This is a genomic window from Curtobacterium flaccumfaciens (assembly GCF_013359815.1).
Lineage (GTDB): Bacteria > Actinomycetota > Actinomycetes > Actinomycetales > Microbacteriaceae > Curtobacterium > Curtobacterium flaccumfaciens.
The window spans coordinates 446640-464780 of the sequence record NZ_JABMCF010000036.1 but is presented as its reverse complement, the minus strand read 5'-3'; the positions used below and the strand labels follow the sequence as shown (position 1 = coordinate 464780).

Annotated in this window: 15 protein-coding genes; 9 read left to right on the top strand and 6 right to left on the bottom strand. The window is 71.8% G+C overall.

Annotated features, from left to right (window positions below; all coding sequences use genetic code 11):
* The first annotated feature begins 733 nt into the window (after positions 1-733).
* From HP445_RS10350 to HP445_RS10310, 9 genes are all read left to right on the top strand, one after another.
* Positions 734-2437, top strand: a complete 1704-nt coding sequence (locus HP445_RS10350) for a xylulokinase (RefSeq protein WP_128780860.1) — start codon at positions 734-736, stop codon at positions 2435-2437.
* Positions 2434-3144: an L-ribulose-5-phosphate 4-epimerase gene (locus tag HP445_RS10345; protein ID WP_071247850.1), complete on the top strand. Its 711-nt coding sequence runs from the start codon at positions 2434-2436 to the stop codon at positions 3142-3144. Before HP445_RS10350 ends, HP445_RS10345 begins: the two co-directional genes overlap by 4 nt.
* Positions 3141-4676, top strand: coding sequence for an L-arabinose isomerase (araA, locus tag HP445_RS10340; RefSeq protein WP_111029926.1), 1536 nt, complete (start codon positions 3141-3143; stop codon positions 4674-4676). The genes HP445_RS10345 and araA overlap by 4 nt, the downstream gene beginning before the upstream one ends.
* Before the next feature lie 17 nt (positions 4677-4693).
* Positions 4694-5968 carry an FAD-binding protein gene (locus HP445_RS10335; protein ID WP_128780861.1) on the top strand — a complete coding sequence of 425 codons (1275 nt, stop codon included), beginning with the start codon at positions 4694-4696 and terminating at the stop codon, positions 5966-5968.
* A 511-nt stretch (positions 5969-6479) separates the two neighbouring features.
* Positions 6480-7391: a cation-transporting ATPase gene (locus tag HP445_RS10330; protein ID WP_128780862.1), complete on the top strand. Its 912-nt coding sequence runs from the start codon at positions 6480-6482 to the stop codon at positions 7389-7391.
* Between the two features lie 204 nt (positions 7392-7595).
* Complete coding sequence (locus tag HP445_RS10325) at positions 7596-9263, top strand: ABC transporter substrate-binding protein (RefSeq protein WP_128780863.1); 1668 nt, start codon at positions 7596-7598, stop codon at positions 9261-9263.
* The gene (locus HP445_RS10320; RefSeq protein ID WP_128780864.1) at positions 9260-11020 is read left to right on the top strand and encodes a dipeptide ABC transporter ATP-binding protein; all 1761 of its coding nucleotides are present in this window, start codon (positions 9260-9262) and stop codon (positions 11018-11020) included. The genes HP445_RS10325 and HP445_RS10320 overlap by 4 nt, the downstream gene beginning before the upstream one ends.
* Complete coding sequence (locus tag HP445_RS19175; protein ID WP_128780865.1) at positions 11017-11952, top strand: ABC transporter permease; 936 nt, start codon at positions 11017-11019, stop codon at positions 11950-11952. Before HP445_RS10320 ends, HP445_RS19175 begins: the two co-directional genes overlap by 4 nt.
* Positions 11949-12953 (top strand): ABC transporter permease, encoded by a 1005-nt coding sequence (locus tag HP445_RS10310; RefSeq protein ID WP_027466175.1) that lies wholly within the window; start codon positions 11949-11951, stop codon positions 12951-12953. The genes HP445_RS19175 and HP445_RS10310 overlap by 4 nt, the downstream gene beginning before the upstream one ends.
* A gap of 126 nt (positions 12954-13079) precedes the next feature.
* On the opposite strand, the gene HP445_RS10305 is transcribed toward HP445_RS10310, so the two are convergent.
* The 6 genes from HP445_RS10305 to HP445_RS10280 form a co-directional block, all read right to left on the bottom strand.
* Complete coding sequence (locus HP445_RS10305) at positions 13080-13547, bottom strand: DUF2087 domain-containing protein (RefSeq protein WP_128780866.1); 468 nt, start codon at positions 13545-13547, stop codon at positions 13080-13082.
* A complete protein-coding gene (locus HP445_RS10300) occupies positions 13547-14866 on the bottom strand; it encodes a GNAT family N-acetyltransferase (protein WP_128780867.1) in 1320 nt (439 codons plus the stop codon). Before HP445_RS10300 ends, HP445_RS10305 begins: the two co-directional genes overlap by 1 nt.
* Positions 14867-15451: 585 nt before the next feature.
* Entirely contained in the window at positions 15452-15883 is a 432-nt protein-coding gene (locus HP445_RS10295) for a hypothetical protein (RefSeq protein WP_164941203.1), read from the bottom strand.
* A complete protein-coding gene (locus HP445_RS10290; RefSeq protein ID WP_241660432.1) occupies positions 15849-16652 on the bottom strand; it encodes a signal peptidase I in 804 nt (267 codons plus the stop codon). Before HP445_RS10290 ends, HP445_RS10295 begins: the two co-directional genes overlap by 35 nt.
* On the bottom strand, positions 16649-17545 hold the full coding sequence (locus HP445_RS10285; protein WP_128780869.1) for a hypothetical protein: 897 nt from the start codon (positions 17543-17545) through the stop codon (positions 16649-16651). The genes HP445_RS10290 and HP445_RS10285 overlap by 4 nt, the downstream gene beginning before the upstream one ends.
* Positions 17542-18120, bottom strand: coding sequence for a TasA family protein (locus HP445_RS10280; protein WP_128780870.1), 579 nt, complete (start codon positions 18118-18120; stop codon positions 17542-17544). Before HP445_RS10280 ends, HP445_RS10285 begins: the two co-directional genes overlap by 4 nt.
* Positions 18121-18141: the final 21 nt, after the last annotated feature.

The following is an 18141-nucleotide window of genomic DNA, read 5'->3' as shown; positions in this document are numbered from 1 at the left end:
GGTCGCGGCGTGCGATCTCGGCGGTGCCGGTGCTGGTGCTGGTGCTCGTGGTCGAGCGGTCACAACACCCCGTCCGCCGTGGTCGAGCGGTCACGCTTCGTCGCTCGGCGCGCCTCCAGCCGACAGTTCGTGACCGCGCGGTGGGGAGGTAGCGGGGTGTCGTGACCGTCCCGAGCGCCGCCGTTCGGGGTGTCGCGGTTCGGGGGTGTCGTGGTGCGGAGGATCGGCGTTCGCGGGTGTGGGGCGGCGGGCGGTCAGGACGTGCGCGGGTGCGGGGTGGTCGGTGGTCGGGACTTGCGCGAGTGCGGGGCAGCGAGTGGTCAGGACTTGCGCGGGTGCGGGGTGACCGGTGGTCGGGACGTGCGCGGGTGCGGGGCAGCGAGTGGTCGGGACGTGCGTGGGTGCGGGGTGACCGGTGGTCGGGACGTGCGCGGGTGCGGGGTAGCCGGTGGTCGGGACGTGCGCGGGTGTTGCGTTGCGGTGGTCGCACGTCGTCGCCGGCCTCGTTCGTCGCGCGGTCACGACCCGTCGTGAGTCGGACCTCGAGTGGTCAGGAATCGTCGGCAGCGGGTATGCCGGACGACGGTTCGTGACCGTTCGGAGGAACTGAGCGGGGTGTCTCGACCGCTGGCGGGACGGGCGGACCGGCGGCGCGCCGCGGCGTTGCACGAGTGAGCGCTCACGTGCCAGGATGTGAGCGCTCACTGAGGACGACGAGGTTCTGGAGGAACACATGGGTGACGACCGCCGACAGCGGATCGTGGACGGCCGCACCACACTCGGGATCGAGCTCGGTTCCACCCGCATCAAGGCCTGCCTGGTGGACGAGGACCTCGTGCCCATCGCTGCCGGTTCCCACGAGTGGGAGAACGAGTACGTCGACGGCCGCTGGACCTACTCGCTCGAGGCCGTCGAGACCGGACTCCGCGCCGCGTACGCCGCCCTGGTGGCCGACGTCGAGGCGCAGTACGGCGTCGCCCCGAGCACCTACCGCGCGGTCGGCGTGAGCGCGATGATGCACGGCTACCTGGCGTTCGACGCCGCGGGCGAGCTGCTCGTGCCGTTCCGCACCTGGCGCAACACCTCGACCGGCCCCGCGGCGGAACGCCTGAGCGAGGCCCTCGGGTTCAACATCCCGCTGCGCTGGTCGATCGCGCACCTGTACCAGGCGGTCCTCGACGACGAGCCGCACGTGGCCGAGATCGCCGGCGTCACGACCCTGGCGGGCTACGTGCACCGCCGCCTGACCGGCCGGAACGTGCTGGGCGTCGGTGACGCGAGCGGCATGTTCCCGATCGAGGGCGGCCCCGTCGACAGCGGCCCCGGCGACCCGGGCGCGAAGGACTTCGACCACGCCATGCTCGCCACCGCGCAGGACCTGATCGGCGTGCCGGACCTGCGGTCCCTGCTGCCCGAGGTCCTCGTCGCCGGTGCCGAAGCCGGTGAGCTGACCCCCGAGGGCGCGGCCTGGCTCGACCCGACCGGCACGCTCGAACCCGGCGCACCGCTCTGCCCGCCCGAGGGCGACGCCGGCACCGGCATGGTCGCGACGAACGCCGTCGCCCCGCGCACCGGCAACGTCAGCGTCGGCACGAGCATCTTCGCGATGGTCGTGCTCGAGCAGCCGCTGACCACCGCGCACGAGGAACTCGACGTCGTCACCACCCCGGCCGGCGACGCCGTGGCGATGGTGCACTGCAACAACGGCGCGAGCGAGATCGCGAGCTGGGCCCGGGTGTTCGGGCGCTTCGCCGAGGCCTCGAGCGAGCGGGCCGGCGCGACCCCGATCGGCATCGACGACGTCTACGCCACGCTCCTCGCCGAGGCCGTCGCCGACGACACCGACCCCGACGCCGGCGGCCTGCTCTCCTTCAACTACCTGGCCGGCGAACCCGTCACCCACGTCGAGGACGGCCGGCCCCTGCTGCTCCGCACCCCCGGCGCACGCTTCACCCTCGGCAACCTGGTGCGCTCCGAGGTGCACGGCGCCTTCGCGACCCTGGCCATCGGCATGGACGTGCTGCACGGCGAACAGGTGCAGGTGGACCGGATGACCGCGCACGGCGGGCTCTTCCGCACGCCCGGCAGCCCGCAGCGTCTGCTCGCGGCGGCCCTGCGGGTGCCGATCGCGCTCGAGGAGACCGCGGGCGAAGGCGGCGCGTGGGGGATCGCGGTGTTGGCCGCCTACCTCGAGCACACCGACCAGCAGCTCGCCGACTACCTGTCCGACACCGTGTTCGGCGGGGACGCCGTGCACGTGGCCGAACCCGAGCCGGCGGACGTCGCCGGGTTCCAGACGTACCTGGACCGCTACCGAGCCGCACTGCCCGTGCAGGACGTCGCCGCCGCGGCGACCCGCCCCAGCGCGACCACAGGACCGACCGAAGACACCGACGGCGCCGACCCGCGCCTCCAGACAGAGGAAGTGACCCGATGACGGACGCGATCGACGAGACCACACGCCAGGCGGTGGCGACGACGCGGGAGCGCGTCGCGCGCCTGCACGGCGAACTCGTCCGCTACGGCCTCGTGATCTGGACCGGCGGCAACGTCTCCGAGCGCGTGCCCGGCACGGACCTGTTCGTCATCAAGCCGAGCGGGGTGTCGAGCGACGACCTGACGCCGGAGAACCAGGTCGTCTGCACCCTCGACGGCGTGCCGGCCGAGGGCTGGGGCAACGAGCACGGCCCGTCCAGCGACACCGCCGCGCACGCCTACGTGTACCGGAACATGCCCGAGGTCGGCGGTGTCGTGCACACCCACTCGACGTACGCGACCGCCTGGGCCGCCCGCGCCGAGGCGATCCCGTGCGTGATCACGGCGATGGCCGACGAGTTCGGCGGACCCATCCCGGTCGGCCCGTTCGCCATCATCGGCGACGACTCGATCGGCCACGGCATCGTCGACACGCTGAGCGGCCACCGCAGCCGCGCGGTCCTGATGCAGAACCACGGTGTCTTCACAATCGGCAAGGACGCGAAGGACGCCGTCAAGGCGGCCGTGATGTGCGAGGACGTGGCACGGACCGTCCACATCGCGAAGCAGGGCGGCGAGGTCGTCCCGATCCCCGAAGCAGACATCGATCGACTCTTCGATCGCTACCAGAACGTCTACGGACAGAACCCCGAAGGAGCCATGCGATGACGCAGGACACCACCGTCGCCCCCCAGGCCACGCTCGACAGCTACGAGGTCTGGTTCCTCACCGGCTCCCAGGGGCTGTACGGCGAGGAGACCCTGCGCCAGGTCGAGGAGCAGAGCAAGGCCGTCCACGCAGAGCTCGCCGGACACCTGCCGGTGAAGCTGGTCTGGAAGCCCGTGCTCAAGGACGCCGACGGCATCCGCCGTGCGCTCATCGAGGCGAGCGCCGACGACAAGGTCATCGGCGTCACCACGTGGATGCACACGTTCAGCCCGGCCAAGATGTGGATCGGCGGCCTGCAGGCGCTGACCAAGCCGCTGCTGCACCTGCACACGCAGGCGAACGTCACGCTGCCCTGGGCGGACATCGACTTCGACTTCATGAACCTCAACCAGGCCGCGCACGGCGACCGTGAGTTCGGCTACGCCCTGGCTCGCCTGGGCGTCCGGCACGCGACGGCCGTCGGCCACGTCTCGGACCCCCGCGTCCAGCAGCGCGTCGCGAACTGGACCCGTGCCGCCGCCGGCGCCGCGGCCGTCCGCGAGCTGAAGCTCACCCGCTTCGGCGACAACATGCGCTACGTCGCCGTCACCGAGGGCGACAAGACCGAGGCCGAGATCGAGCTGGGCGTGCAGGTCAACACGTGGGCCGTCAACGAGCTCGCGGCAGCGGTGGACGCCGCAGCAGCGGACACGGCAGCGGTCGACGCGCTCGTGGCGACCTACGAGCGCGACTACGACGTGGACCCGTCACTCCGCAGCGCCGGCGGCGAACGGCACGCCGCGCTCCGCGACGGTGCCGCCATCGAGATCGGCCTGCGCACCCTGCTCGCGCAGAACGGCAGCGCCGCGTTCACCACCAACTTCGAGGACCTCGGCTCGCTCAAGCAGCTGCCGGGTCTGGCGGTACAGCGCCTGATGGCCGACGGCTACGGCTTCGGTGCCGAGGGCGACTGGAAGACGGCAGTCCTGGTCCGCGCGATGAACGTCGCCGGCGCCGGCCTGCCCGGTGGTGCCTCCCTGATGGAGGACTACACCTACGACCTCACCCCGGGCGCCGAGAAGATCCTCGGGGCACACATGCTCGAGGTCTCGCCGACGCTCACCACCACGAAGCCGACGCTCGAGATCCACCCCCTCGGCATCGGCGGCAAGGACGACCCGGTCCGCCTGGTCTTCACCGCCGACTCCGGCGAGGCCGTCGTCGTCGCGCTGTCCGACACCCGTGACGGCTTCCGCCTCACGGCGAACGTCGTCGACGTCGTGCCCCCGACCGAGGCCCTGCCGAAGCTGCCCGTGGGCCGCGCGGTCTGGGAGCCCCGGCCGTCGTTCCCCGTCGCCGCCGAGGCCTGGCTCACCGCCGGCGCCGCCCACCACACCGTCATGACGACGGCGGTCGGCCTGCAGGTCGTCGAGGACTTCGCGACCATGGTCGGCACCGAGTTCCTGGTCATCGACGAGCACACCACCGCACGCGGGTTCCGCGACGAGCTGCGTCTCCAGCAGACGTGGCACCGTCTCGACCGCGGCTTCTAGAGGAGTCAGGACCCACGATGGACGACGTGATCGCGGCCGAGCGCACCCGCACCAACTGGGCGGGCAACGTCACCTACCGCGCCTCGGCGCTGGCCCGGCCGACGTCGGTGGACGAGCTCCAGCAGCTCGTCGCCTCGACGCCGCGCCTGACGGCGCTCGGCTCGCGACACTCGTTCAACACCATCGCCGACACCGATGCCGTCCAGGTGTCGCTGTCGGACCTGCCGCCCGTGCTCGACATCGACACGTCGCGTCGCGTCGTGCGGGTCGCTGCCGGCATGACGCACAGCCAGGTCGCGGCCGGTCTGGAGGCCCGTGGCTGGGCACTCGGGAACCTCGCGTCCCTGCCGCACATCTCCACGGCCGGGGCCGTCGCCACGGGGACGCACGGCTCCGGTGTGCGGAACCCGTCGCTCGCGCAGGCGGTGGTCGGCCTCGACGTCGTCCGCGCCTCCGGTGAGATCGCCCACGTCGATGCCTCGTCGCCGGACGGGCTGCTCGACGCCCACCGGGTCGGGATCGGCGCGCTCGGTGTCGTCACCGCGGTGGAGCTCGCGATCGAGCCGACGTTCCAGGTCGCCACGACGGTGCACCTCGACCTGCCGTGGGACGCCGTCGCAGCGCAGTTCGACCAGGTGATGTCCGACGCGTACTCCGTGTCGATGTTCACGTCGTTCGACGACCGCGGTGCTCGGCAGGTCTGGGTCAAGCACCGCGTCGACGAGGCCGCACCGACCGTCGACCTCGTGGCCCTCGGAGCCCGTGCGGCCTCGGGTCCGGTGCACCCGGGTGAGAACGACCCGGCCGGGGTCACCGAGCAGGGCGGCGTGCCGGGGCCCTGGTCGGAGCGGCTGCCGCACTTCCGGTCCTCGTTCACCCCGTCGACCGGGGCCGAGATCCAGGCGGAGTACCTGATCCCCGCTGCCTCGGCGGTGGCGGCGCTCGAGGCGCTCCGACCGCTGGCGTCGCTGTTCGCCCCGATCCTCATCGCCGCCGAGGTCCGCACCATCGCGGCCGACACCGCCTGGCTCGCGCCGTCGTCCGGTCGGCAGTCGGTCGGCCTGCACTTCACGTTCCGCCGGGACGCCACCGCCGTGGCCGCGGCGGTGGCCCGGATCGAGGACGTGCTGGCACCGTTCGACCCGCGGCCGCACTGGGGCAAGGTCTCCGCGGCCAGTGCCGAGCGGCTGCACGAGGCGTACCCGCGGCTGTCCGACTTCGCCGCACTCGCCCGTGACCTCGACCCCACGGGGCGGTTCCGGAACGCGTTCCTGGCCCGCATCCTGTCCTGACGCGATGGACAGGTGTCCCGCACCACCGGCTGTGGTGCGGGACACCCGGGTCCTCAGTCCTTGCGGGACAGGTCGATCAGGAGCCTGACCACGGTCACGAGCAAGCTCGCGATCCCCAGCCAGGGCACCCGACGCCTGGACCGATCATCGGTGTCGTTCGACATCGCTGACCTCCTGGTGTCGTCGCCGGCTGACACGAGGAGCTTCGGCCGAGGGATGCGTCGCCGAGCGGGCTCGGCTACCATCGGTTCCGAGCGTTGGACTCGGGATGGTTCACGCATCCCTTGGCTTTCCACTCGGAAGGCGAATCGAGGCCCGGAACTGTTGTCGCAGTCCCGGGCCTCACGCTTTCGCCCAGGTCGCGCTCCGGCGGTGACGCGACCGGAGCCAGCCTCCGTGTATGTGTCCGCTGAAATGCAGCCGGAATCTCACAGGGGATCCCCATCGGATGCCCTGGCGAACCCCCGCCTCGGTGCCGGTCTTCCACATGTGAGGACGCAAAGGTGGCGACATGGCGAACCTCAACCGCATCATCGGCATGGCCTCCAAGGTCATCGACAAGCAGCTCCAGAAGCGTGGGCAGGGGGGAACCGCGCCCGGCGCCGGATCGCACCAGGGCGGAACCGACTGGCGCGGCATCGTGCGCAGCGCCGCGGACAAGCTGACCGGCGACGACCGGAACCAGCAGCAGCAGCCGCAGCAGCAGTACGGCCAGCAGCCGTCGCAGCAGTACGGCCAGCCACAGCAGCACGCCGGCACGCCGCAGCACGCCGGCACGCCGCAGCACGGGGCCGACGCCGACAAGGTCGCCCTGGCGAAGTACGACTACCTGCTCCGCACCTCGTCGCCGGAGCAGCTCGAACAGGTCCACCACGACGCCTTCGCGCGGCTCACCCCGGCGCAGCGCCAGCAGGTCCGCGACCGCCTGAACTCCGAGCTCCCGCCCCACGAGCACCTGCGCGACGACTCGGCGGGCGGCATGGCCCGTGCGATGACCCGCGGAGAGATGTCGCGTCCGGGTCTGGTCCGACGGGTCCTCGGCGGTTCCGGCCGCTCGGGCAACGGCAACGGCCGCGGACGCGCCGGGGCGTTCGCCGGTGGTGCAGCGGTCGGTGCCGGCGCGATGGCGTTCGGTGGCCTCGCCGCCGCGGTGGCCGGGGGAGCGGTGCTCAGTGCTGCCGCCGGTCCGGTCCTGGCAGGGGCGGCCGACCTCGGCGTCGACTTCGAGGGCATCGCCTCGGGCATGGGCGACCTCGGACTCGGTGACCTCGGCGGCGGCGTCGAAGGACTCCTCGGCGAGGGCGAGCAGCTCCTCGGCGGGTTCGGTGAGCAGGCCGCGGGGTTCGGAGAGCAGGCGTCCGGGCTCGGCGAGCAGGCGTCGAACCTCGGCAACGACTTCCTCGGTGGGCTCTTCGACCGCTGACGCACTGCGGTGCGAACGCATCGGGAATAGCGGGACGGCGTCCGGCGCTTGCAATGTTTCGTCGTGCGTCGTCCGACGCACGCGAGATTCGGACGGGCCACCGTCGCGGTGTCAGGATGGACGCCGCCCGGCGGGTGAACCGTTCCGCCGTCGCAGCGACCGCCACCGCGATCGCGACCCCCTTCCCCGAGGAGCAGCACCGTCATGAGACGCCCCAACCGCCTGACGATCACCGCGGCCGTCGCCGTAGCAGCAGCCCTGGTCCTGACCGGCTGCTCGGGTGGGGGTTCGTCCGACGACGGCGCCGAGGGCACGGCCAAGGGCGGCACGCTCAACATCCTGACGCCGCAGACCTCGTTCCACCTCGACCCCGCGACCAGCCAGAGCCTCGGCATCACGTCGATGGGCCTCGTCGCCCGACGGCTCACCACGTGGGACGTCGAGCCGGGCAAGACGGCGAAGGTCGTCCCCGACCTGGCGACCAACACCGGGGTCTCGAGCGACGACGGCAAGACCTGGACCTACACGCTGAAGGACGGCGTCGAGTTCCAGGACGGCACGCCGATCACCACGAAGGACATCAAGTGGGGCATCGAGCGCTCGTTCGCGCCGACCCTCAGCGGTGGCCTGAGCTACCACAAGTCGCTCCTGGTCGGTGGTGACTCCTACAAGGGCCCGTTCGACGGCAAGTCGCTCGACAGCATCGAGACCCCGAACGACAAGACCATCGTCTTCAAGCTGAACGACGCGTACGGTGACTGGCCGTGGCTCGCGTCGATGCCCGCGTTCACCCCGGTGCCCGAGGGCGACGGCAAGGACACCGGCGCCTACGACCTGAAGCCGGTCGCATCCGGTCCGTACCAGGTGCAGTCGAACACGCAGGGCTCTCAGGTCACGCTCGTCCGCAACAAGAACTGGAGCGCGAAGACCGACGAGGTCCGCACCGCCGGCCCGTCGAAGATCGTCTTCAAGGAGAGCCAGGACCAGTCCACGGCGACGCAGACGCTCATCGCGGACAACGGGGACGCCAAGAACTCGTTCGGCGCCATCTACCTGGGTGCCGCCGAGCTCAACCAGGTGCGCAGCAACCCGGCCGCCCAGGACCGCCTCGCCACCTCGAAGGCCGGCCCGATCAGCTACATGGCGATCAACACGCAGCGCGGTGAGCTCAAGGACCTCAAGGTCCGCCAGGCGCTGCAGTACGCGGTCGACCGCAAGTCCTTCCGGATCGCCGCCGGCGGCGCGATCGCCGGTTCGTACGCCTCGACGCTCATCACCCCGGGCATCGCGGGGCGCCAGGACTACGACCTGTACAAGACGAAGGCCACCGGCGACGTCGACAAGGCGAAGGAGCTGCTCAAGGAGGCCGGCGTCAGCAACCTGAAGCTGACCCTGGTCACGCAGAACGACCCGACGTACCTCGCGCAGGCGCAGGCGCTGCAGTCCGGCCTGAAGCGTGCCGGCATCGCCGTGACGCTCAAGCCGCTCGACTACGACTCCTTCACGCAGGCGACCACCAACGGCACCGACTTCGACCTGTCGCTGTCGAGCTGGCAGCCGGACTTCCCGAGCGCGAACGCCAACCTGCAGCCCCTGTACGACTCGTCGCAGATCGGTGGCGGCGGCTACAACGTCTCGAAGTACAGCAACCCCGAGGTCGACGCCCTCATCGCGAAGGCCAGCTCCACGGTCGACCAGGACGACGCGCAGAAGCTCTGGGCCCAGGCGGACCAGAAGATCATGGCCGACGCCCCGGTCGTGCCGCTGATCTACGCGAAGCAGTCCTTCCTCGCCGGTTCGAACGTGCAGAACTTCCAGATCGCGGACTTCCCGGCGTACCCGAACTACCTCAAGGTCTCGCTCAAGCAGTGACCGAACCGATCCTGCAGGTCGAGGGGCTCCGCGTCGCGTTCGGCGACGCGGAGCCCGTCGTCCGTGACGTCTCCTTCGACCTGACGCCCGGCCGGGTCCTCGCCCTGGTGGGGGAGTCCGGCTCGGGCAAGTCCGTCAGCGCCATGAGCGTGCTCGGGCTCCTGCCGCAGCAGGCCTCGGTGTCGGGCAGCGCCCGGTTCCGTGGTGAGGAACTCATCGGTGCCCCCGTCGAGACGGTCCGCGCCGTCCGGGGTGCGGGCATCGGCGTGGTGTTCCAGGAGCCGATGAACTCGTTCACGCCGGTCCTGTCGATCGGCACGCAGATCGCCGAGGCCGTCCGAGCGCACCCGACCGGGCTCGACCGCGCCGGGGTCCGGGCACGCGTCGACGAACTGCTCCGTGACGCCGGGCTCCACGACCCGGAACGCATCCGGAAGGCCTACCCGCACGAACTGTCCGGCGGTCAGCTCCAGCGCGCGATGATCGCGATGGCCCTGGCCGGCGACCCGGTCGCACTCTTCGCCGACGAGCCCACGACCGCGCTCGACGTCACCGTGCAGGCGGGCATCCTCGACCTGCTGCGGCGGCTCGGCCGCGAGCGCTCCCTCGCCGTGCTGCTCATCACCCACGACATGGGCGTGGTCGCCGACGTCGCGGACGACCTGCTGGTGCTGCGCCGCGGGGACCCGGTCGAGCACGGGACCGTCTCCGAGGTCTTCGCCCACCCGACCGCCGACTACACGCGCGAGCTCCTCGCGGCCGTCCCCAGCCTGGAGGCGCGCCCCGCGTCCGCAGCGCCGGCTGCGGACCCGGACGCCCGGGCCGGCGATCCCGGCTCACGCGCCCAGCGACAGCTCACGGCTCCGGGCGCGCGTGAGGTGTCGCCCGGCGCGAAGACCGCTGCGGTGAACGGCGAGGCGGACGCGAGTCGCGCCTCCCGGTCGCTAGTGGCGCGCCTGCGCGACGTCGCCGTGCGGTACTCGCGCCGAGGCGGGCCGACCGTGTCCGGCATCGACCTCGACCTGCACGCCGGCGAGACCGTCGGCCTGGTGGGCGAATCCGGTTCCGGCAAGTCCACGATCGGGCGCGCGCTCGCGGGCCTGGTGCCCGTCGTTGCCGGCTCGGTCGAGGTGGACGGCAGCGACCTGCGCACCGCTCGTGGACGACGACTGCGCGAGCTGCGCAGTCGGGTCGGCATCGTGTTCCAGGACCCGGCGTCGTCGCTCAACCCGCGGCAGACCATCGGCTGGAGCATCGCGGAACCGCTGCTCGTGCACGGCACCGACTCCGCAGCGGACCGCGCCGAGCGGGTCCGTGAACTGCTGACCGCCGTGCAGCTCGACCCGACGTGGGCCGAGCGGTTCCCGCACCAGCTGTCCGGCGGCCAGCGGCAGCGCGTCGCCGTCGCGCGTGCGCTCGCGCTGCGGCCGGCACTCGTCATCGCCGACGAACCGACCTCGGCACTCGACGTGACGGTGCAGGCCGCCGTGCTCGACCTGCTCGCCGGGCTGCAGCGGGAGTTCGGCTTCGGCATGCTGCTCATCAGCCACGACCTCGCCGTCGTCCGCCAGCTCGCCGACCAGGTGATCGTGCTGCGCGACGGCCGGATCGTCGAACGGGGGAGCACCGACGCCGTGCTCGACGACCCGCAACAGGACTACACGCGCATGCTCCTCGCCGCAGCGCCCGTCGCCGATCCCGTGCGACAGGCCGCTCGCCGCGAGGCGTGGCGCGCGTGGGAAGGAGTGGCCTCGTGACGGCCAACGTCGTCGACCGACCGGTCGCACCGTCCGGCCGGACCACCGGCTTCCGGGCCGTGGTGCGACGCGTCCGGCAGGACCGCTGGGCGGTGGCTTCAGCTGTCGTCATCGCGGTGTTCCTGGTGGTCGCCGTGGCGGCCCCGCTGATCGCGAAGGCGTCCGGGCAGGACCCGTACGCGTACGACATCGACGCGCTCAACTCGTTCGGTGCGCCCCGGGGTGCGGGTGGTGGCATCAGCGGCGAGCACTGGTTCGGTGTCGAGCCCCTGACCGGGCGCGACCTGTTCTCGATCGTCACGTACGGTGCGCGGACGTCGCTCGGCATCGGACTCGCCGCGACCCTGGTGTCGATCGTCATCGGCGTGCTCGTCGGCGTCACGACCGGGTTCTTCGGTGGCTGGTACGACCGGGTGCTCTCGCGGGTCGTCGACGTGATCTTCGGGTTCCCGTCGCTCGTCTTCATGATCGCCCTCACCGCGATCGTGCCCTCGACGTTCCCGAAGCCCGTGCTCGTCGTGCTCGTCATCGGGTTCTTCGGCTGGCCGGCCGTGGCCCGTGTCGTGCGGGGGCAGACGCTGTCGCTCGTCAGCCGCAACTACGTCGTCGCCTCCACCGCGATGGGCGCCGGACGGTGGCACGTCATCCGCACGCAGCTGCTGCCGAACCTCGCCGCGACGATCACCGTCTACGCCACCATCTCGATCCCGTCGATGATCGGTGCCGAGGCCGCGCTCTCGTTCCTGGCCGTCGGGGTCAACCCGCCGACGCCGTCGTGGGGTCGCAGCATCGGCGACGCCATCGGCTGGGTGCAGACCGATCCCATGTACCTCGTGTTCCCCGGAGCCGCACTGTTCCTCATCACCCTCGCCTTCAACGTGCTCGGTGACGCCCTGCGCGACGCCCTCGACCCGCGAGGGGGCACCGCGTGAACGCCGCCACCCTGCGGTTCCTCGCGATCCGCGTGCTCGGGGCCGCCGTCGTGCTGCTCGTCGTCGCGGCCATCACGTACGCGCTCTTCATGCTCCTGCCGACCAACCCGGCCCGGGCGATCTGCGACAAGCCCTGCACCCCCGACCGGCTGCGAGAGGTCCAGGCGTTCCTCGGCACCGACAAGCCCTGGCTCGCACAGTTCGGCGCCTACCTGGCCGGCATCTTCACCGGCCGGACATTCGGCAGCGGCAACAGCGTCATCGAGTGCGCGGCACCGTGCTTCGGGTACTCGTTCCAGCTGCACGAGAGCGTCACCGAGCTGATCCTCGCGCGCCTGCCCGTCACGGCCTCGATCGCTGTGGGTGCCGCCGTGCTGTGGCTCGTCGCCGGGGTGTTCGGCGGCACCGTCTCGGCGTTGCGCCGCGGCACCTTCGTCGACCGGGCCGTGATGACGGTCGCGGTCGCGGGTGTCTCGTCCCCGGCGTACCTGGTCGGGCTGCTCGGCATCCTGCTGTTCGGGTTCGTGCTGGGGATCCTGCCGACGAGCGGGTACGTGGCCTTCGGTGACGACCCGGTTGGCTGGTTCACCCACCTGATCCTGCCGTGGTGCGTGCTCGCGTTCATCAGCGCTGCGATCTACGCCCGGTTGACCCGCGGCGAGATGCTCGAGTCGATGTCGCAGGACTTCGTCCGGACCGCCCGGGCCAAGGGGCTGCGGGAGCGCCAGGTCGTCGTGCGGCACGGGCTCCGGACGGCGATCCTGCCCGTCGTGACGCTGTTCGGGCTCGACCTCGGGTCACTGCTCGGTGGTGCGGTCATCACCGAGAAGGTGTTCTCGATGCAGGGCCTCGGCGCGCTGCTCATCGACGCGGTGCACACGCTCGACCTGCAGGTGGTCGTCGGCTTCACGCTGTTCTCGGCGCTGCTGATCGTCACGGCGAACGTGATCGTCGACGTGGTCTACGCGTTCGTCGACCCGCGGGTGCGGCGCCGGGCGTAGGGCAGCGGCACCGCCGCTCGAGTGGTGCGAGGTTCCGTACTCCGTGCGAGCGCGTCCGCCGGCCACGGAATCGGGAACCTCGCACCAGAGCGCTCGCCCTCGCACGAGGCGGAACGGCCAGCAGCTTCAGGCCGGGCGGTCGACCCTCAACCGGTAGACCGAACCGTCGTCGGCGCGGGTCAGGACGCCGAGGTCCACGGCATCCCGGCGCACGACGGAGACATCGGTCGCGAACATGCCGACGGCCGCGTTCAGGACGGCCTCCGGAACGGCTCGGTCCGGTCCGAGTCGCTCGAACACGAGCTCGACGATCCGGACGGACAGCGCACGTCGTTCGACGTCCTTCACCGGCATCCGCTCGATCCGGTCGAACTCGAGCACCGCGGCCGGCGACTGCAGTCGCTGGAGTTCGCGTGACGTCCAGCCGAGCACCGACGCGTCCGGGCCGTCGTCGGTGACCCAGTCGAACGAGCCGACGGCCGCCCGGGTGCGGTCGTCGGCCGGGGCTCCGCAGAACACGGCCGCTCGCAGGGTGGGGGACGCCAGGACGGAGACGACCTGACGTGCGCGCCCCACCACGCGGGCGACGTCCATCAGAAGTACGTGATGCCGTGCGGCGTCCGCGGCGGCAGCAGCATCGCGCGGAGCAGCTCCACCGACGCCGGGTCCGCAGCGCGGACGAGCCCCGAGGCCGCCAACGTGACGGGGGAGACCGAGCCGATCAGCAACGCACCGAGTTCCGCGACGTCGAGCTGGAGGTCAGACCCGGCCACGTCGACGTCGTCGGCGATGCGTGTGACGGTGCCACGGGCCTCCTGGACGTCGAGGCGGTACGCGCCGGTGGTGAAGCCGAGCGCGTCGGTGACCCCGAGTGTCAGGGACCCGTCGACGGCGAACGGCCGCGAGGTCAGCACCGCCGGCACGTCGAGCACGCGCAGCCAGACGTGGTCCTCTTCGTGGTCGACGTCGTACGCACGGTTGTCACCGAGCGCCGCGACGATGGGGTCGTCGAGGCGTGAGCGGTTGTACTTCACGACGTCGTTGAGGTCGATCGAGAGCAGGAACTCCCACAGGGCGGTGTAGGCCTGGTCGTCCGCGTAGACCAGGTCGACGATCTCGAGCGCGGTGTCGGAACCGCGGTCCTCCTTGACGCGCCAGGTCACGTAGCCGTCGATCTCGTCGGAGCCGTCGGGACGGTGCACCGCCGCACGGACGTCCTTCGCCTTCTGCCCGTCGTGGCCGAGCAGGCCGAATGCGATCGGCCAGGTGCCGGTGTTGCGGACCATCGAGCCCGGGGTGCGGACGTGGAACCGGTCGAAGACCGCCTTGCCCGGGCCGTCGGCCAGCCACTGCGGCGTGACGACCGACACCGTGCCGGAGGTCGGGGCGAGCAGGGGGAGCGCGCGCTCGCGGCGGACGTGCACGGCACGCTCGCGGATGGCGCAGCCGAAGCCGAAGCGGCGGTAGATGGTGCCCTCGGACGCGGTCAGCGACGCGACGGCGTAGCCCTCGGCGACCCCGCGCTCGAGCGCGTGCGTCATCATCCGGCGCAGGATGCCGCGGCGACGCTCGGTCGGGCGGACGGTGACCGCGGAGATCGCCTGCGTGTCGACGGAGGTCCCGTCGCCCCAGCTCAGCGCCTTGCGGAACCACGTGAAGGTGCCGGCCGGCCACGTCTCGTCGACGGACCCCGGGAACGGCTCGCGCACGTAGACCCCGAGGAACGTCTCTTCGTCGGCGATGAAGTGCGACGCCATGCGGGCTGCGCCCTCGGCGTCGGGGTCGGCTTCGTGGAAGCCCATCCCGACGGCCTGCATCCACGCTGCCGTCTCGGCGTTCGGTGCCCCCTTGTCGTCCGTCCCGGGCGCGAACTCGCGCAGCTCGTAGCGGTCGTCGAATGCCTCGTTGCTCACGTTCCGACACTATCGGGACCGGGTGACGTCACGACAGACGCGTGGTCGGTCCGGTCGGACTGGAGGCCCGGATCGCGTCCGGCGGACGGGCTGCGGGGTGCGGGTGGCCGGTGGCGGGTGGCCGGTGGCGGGTTCGGGTGCCGGGACGCACGGTGCGGGATGCAGGGCGGGCCGCACGGTGCTGGGTTCGTCAGTGGGGGCGGTGGAGGTGGCTCGGTGCGGGGTCGTGGTGGGGCACGGGGCGGGCAAGCTCGCACGGGTCAGGAGATCCGGCACGGTGCGGTTGCGAGGCTCTGGGCACGAGCTCGCACCGGGAGCGGGAACGCGCACGGAGTCGCCGCCGCTGCACCGTGCGCATGCGCGGGGAGCCGGCACGCATGACGAACCCGGCACGGTGCGGCTCCGTGGTCGCGTCCTTGGGGCTCGCCCGGAGCCGCACGGTGCGGGGTTCGTGGGTCGGGGTGGCGGAGGTGGCTCGGTGCGAGGTCGTGGCGGGGCACGGTGCGGGCAAGTTCGCACGGGTGGGGTGAACCGGCACCGCATGACGAACCCCCGCACCGTGCGATTCCGTGGCCGCTGGCCGCCTCAGTCGGTCGCGCCCCGTGGGGGATCGACGAGCAGCCCGACGCGGTCGTCCAGGTAGTCGGCGAGGGGGACCGCGGCGCCGGCGGTCGGGGACCACCGGACCAACGGCACGTCGTCGATGACGACGAGCACGCCCTCGGCGCCGACCAGGGAGTCGTCGACGGGGATCGGGACGGCGCCGTGGTTCACCGTGTCACCGGCGCTGAAGTGCCCCTTCGCGGCGGCGGCGCGGTAGGCGCGACGGACCTCGGCGGAGACCGACTGGTACTGCGACCGACCGGGTTCGGTGACACGGGTGATCGACCCGGTGGCCCAGACACGGCCGGCGGTCTCGGGGGACGACCCGATCAGGAGTGCTCCGACCCGCCACACCCGGCCGAGGGGTCGCATGGTCGGGTCACGACGGATCCCGAGGACGGCCTTCGGCTGCACGTACTCGCCGAGTGCTTCGTCCGGGACGTCCGCGGCGCGGAGCCGTCGGGCCGCTGCGTCGAGGAGCTCCCGCGCCCGCTGCACTCCGTCCGTCACGTCCACTGAGCCTAGACCGGGTGGTGGTCGTGTTCTCGGTGGTGGTCCGCTCGACGTGGTGCGCTGCGCTGCGGCGTCCGTGGCTGGTGCCGGCGCGGCTCGTGCCGGCGCGGCTCGTGCCAGCGCGTCGACGACGTGCGGCGCTCACGAAGCCCGCCGTCATCATCACTGCCCCGTACGTCAGGAGCACGCCGGCGACCGCGGGGATGAGCCAGCTCCGCGACCCGTTGACGACCTGGTTGACGATGCCGATCTCCGGCACGGAGTACCAGACCACGCCACGGATCTGCACGGCGGTGACCGGTGCCGGGTCGGCCTCGGCGTTGTTGTCGCCCTTGAGCACGAAGGTCCGCTCGCCGTCCGACGACGACGACACCGAGACCACGCGGTGGCTGACGACCGCGGGCTGGCCGGACACGATCTGGTAGGTCACGACGTCGCCGACCCGGATGTCGTCGATCGGGGTCGGACGGACCACGAGCAGGGTCCCCGGCGGCAGTGTCGGCTCCATCGACTGCGTCAGGACGGTGAGTGGCATCGAGCCGGTGGCCTTCGGCACGACGATCAGCACGACCGCCAGGGCCGCGACGAGCAGCAGGAGTCCGGTACTGAGACCGAGCACGACGGCGTGGACGACGGCGCGCCAGCCGGAGCGCGGGGTGGGGGTGCTCATGCGCCGCATCGGATCGCCGCTCCGTTGTCCTGCGTGAAGAGCGTGACCTTGCCGGTGCCCGCGACGGTGCTCGTGGGGTTGCCGGCGCTGTCGAGCACCTTGACGGTGACGGTCAGCGTGCCAGCGGTGCCGGCGCTCGCGGGGACGTCCGGCGGCGCGATCGTGATGAACGCGGAGTAGTCCTGCGCCTTCTGCCCGACCGGGGTCGAGCCGACGAACGCGCCGTACCAGGTGTCCATCGGCCGGTTCGCGGCGTCCCACCGGATCTCGACGTACCAGCCGCCGTGGTCGGTGCAGACCAGCGAGGGGGTGGTGTCGACGGTCGCTGCCGGCGTGGTCAGGGTGAAGCCGCCGGCGACGACACCCGAGGTCCAGGTGCCGCTCGTGACGGTGAGGTTGACGTTCACCTTGGCGGTCGAGCCGGCCGGGGCCGACGACTGCAGGGTGCTGCGGGTGCACCAGACGGCGGAGGCGCCAGCGGCCAGCTTCGCGCTCATGCTCGGCAGCGACGCCCAGGTGCCGGTGACGGACCCCGTGCCGACGGCCGTGCTCGTGGTGCAGCCCGCGGTCGAGGCGACCGGCCAGGCGACGACGGTGACCGCCTTGGCGAGTGCGGTCGAGCTGCCGGACACGACGGAGACCGTGGTGGTGGCGGTGCCGGCGAGGGTGCCCGTGTCGGTCAGGGTGATCGGCTTCGTCGTCGAGGTGACGCTCGACGAGAACGCCGTGGTGAGGGCGCTCGTGCCGCTGATCGACGCCGCCACCGTGCCGACCGTGGTGCTCGCCGCGGTGGTGCCCGACGCGCTCCACAGTGCCCACGCGGCGCTCGAGGTGCCGCCGACGAAGACGGCGGTGAGGAGCACGGCGACGAGGAGCCGGAGGCGGCGGTTCATGCGGAGACCTGCGTTCCGGTGACGGTGAGGGTGAAGTCGGTGGTGGCGCCGGCGACGGTCTGCGGGGCGTCGGCGTCGAGGGCCATCTCGAGGCACGCGATCCCGCTGCCCCCGGCCGGCAGGGTGAAGGAGCCGGAGCCGGTGTCGAAGGTGGCGAGCCGACCGCTCGTACCGGTGAGCCCGGGCACGCACTTCGCGGCCGAGGACACCATCGCGAGGTGGAGCGTCAGTTCACCGGTCGCCGCCGCGACGGACGACTTCGAGGCAGTCGTCGTGACGCGCATCGACATGGGGATCGACCCGGTGTTCCGCACCGTGAAGGTGCCGGTGGTGCTCGTGCCCGGCCCGAGGACCGCGGTGTTCATCGCCGTGGTGCTGCCGACCGTGATGGTCGCCGTGGCGGAGCGCACCGTTGTGCTGGCCGTGCTGGCGGTCCCGTTCCAGAGGGCGTACGTGCCGCCGGCGCCGAGGAGTGCTGTTCCGACCGCGACGACCAGGGCGATCGCGACCGGCCACACCCAGCGGTACCGTCGGGCTGCGCGGTGGCGTCCCGTCGTCCGCGGTGTGGCGGTCATGTGCGTGCTCCTGGTCGTCGT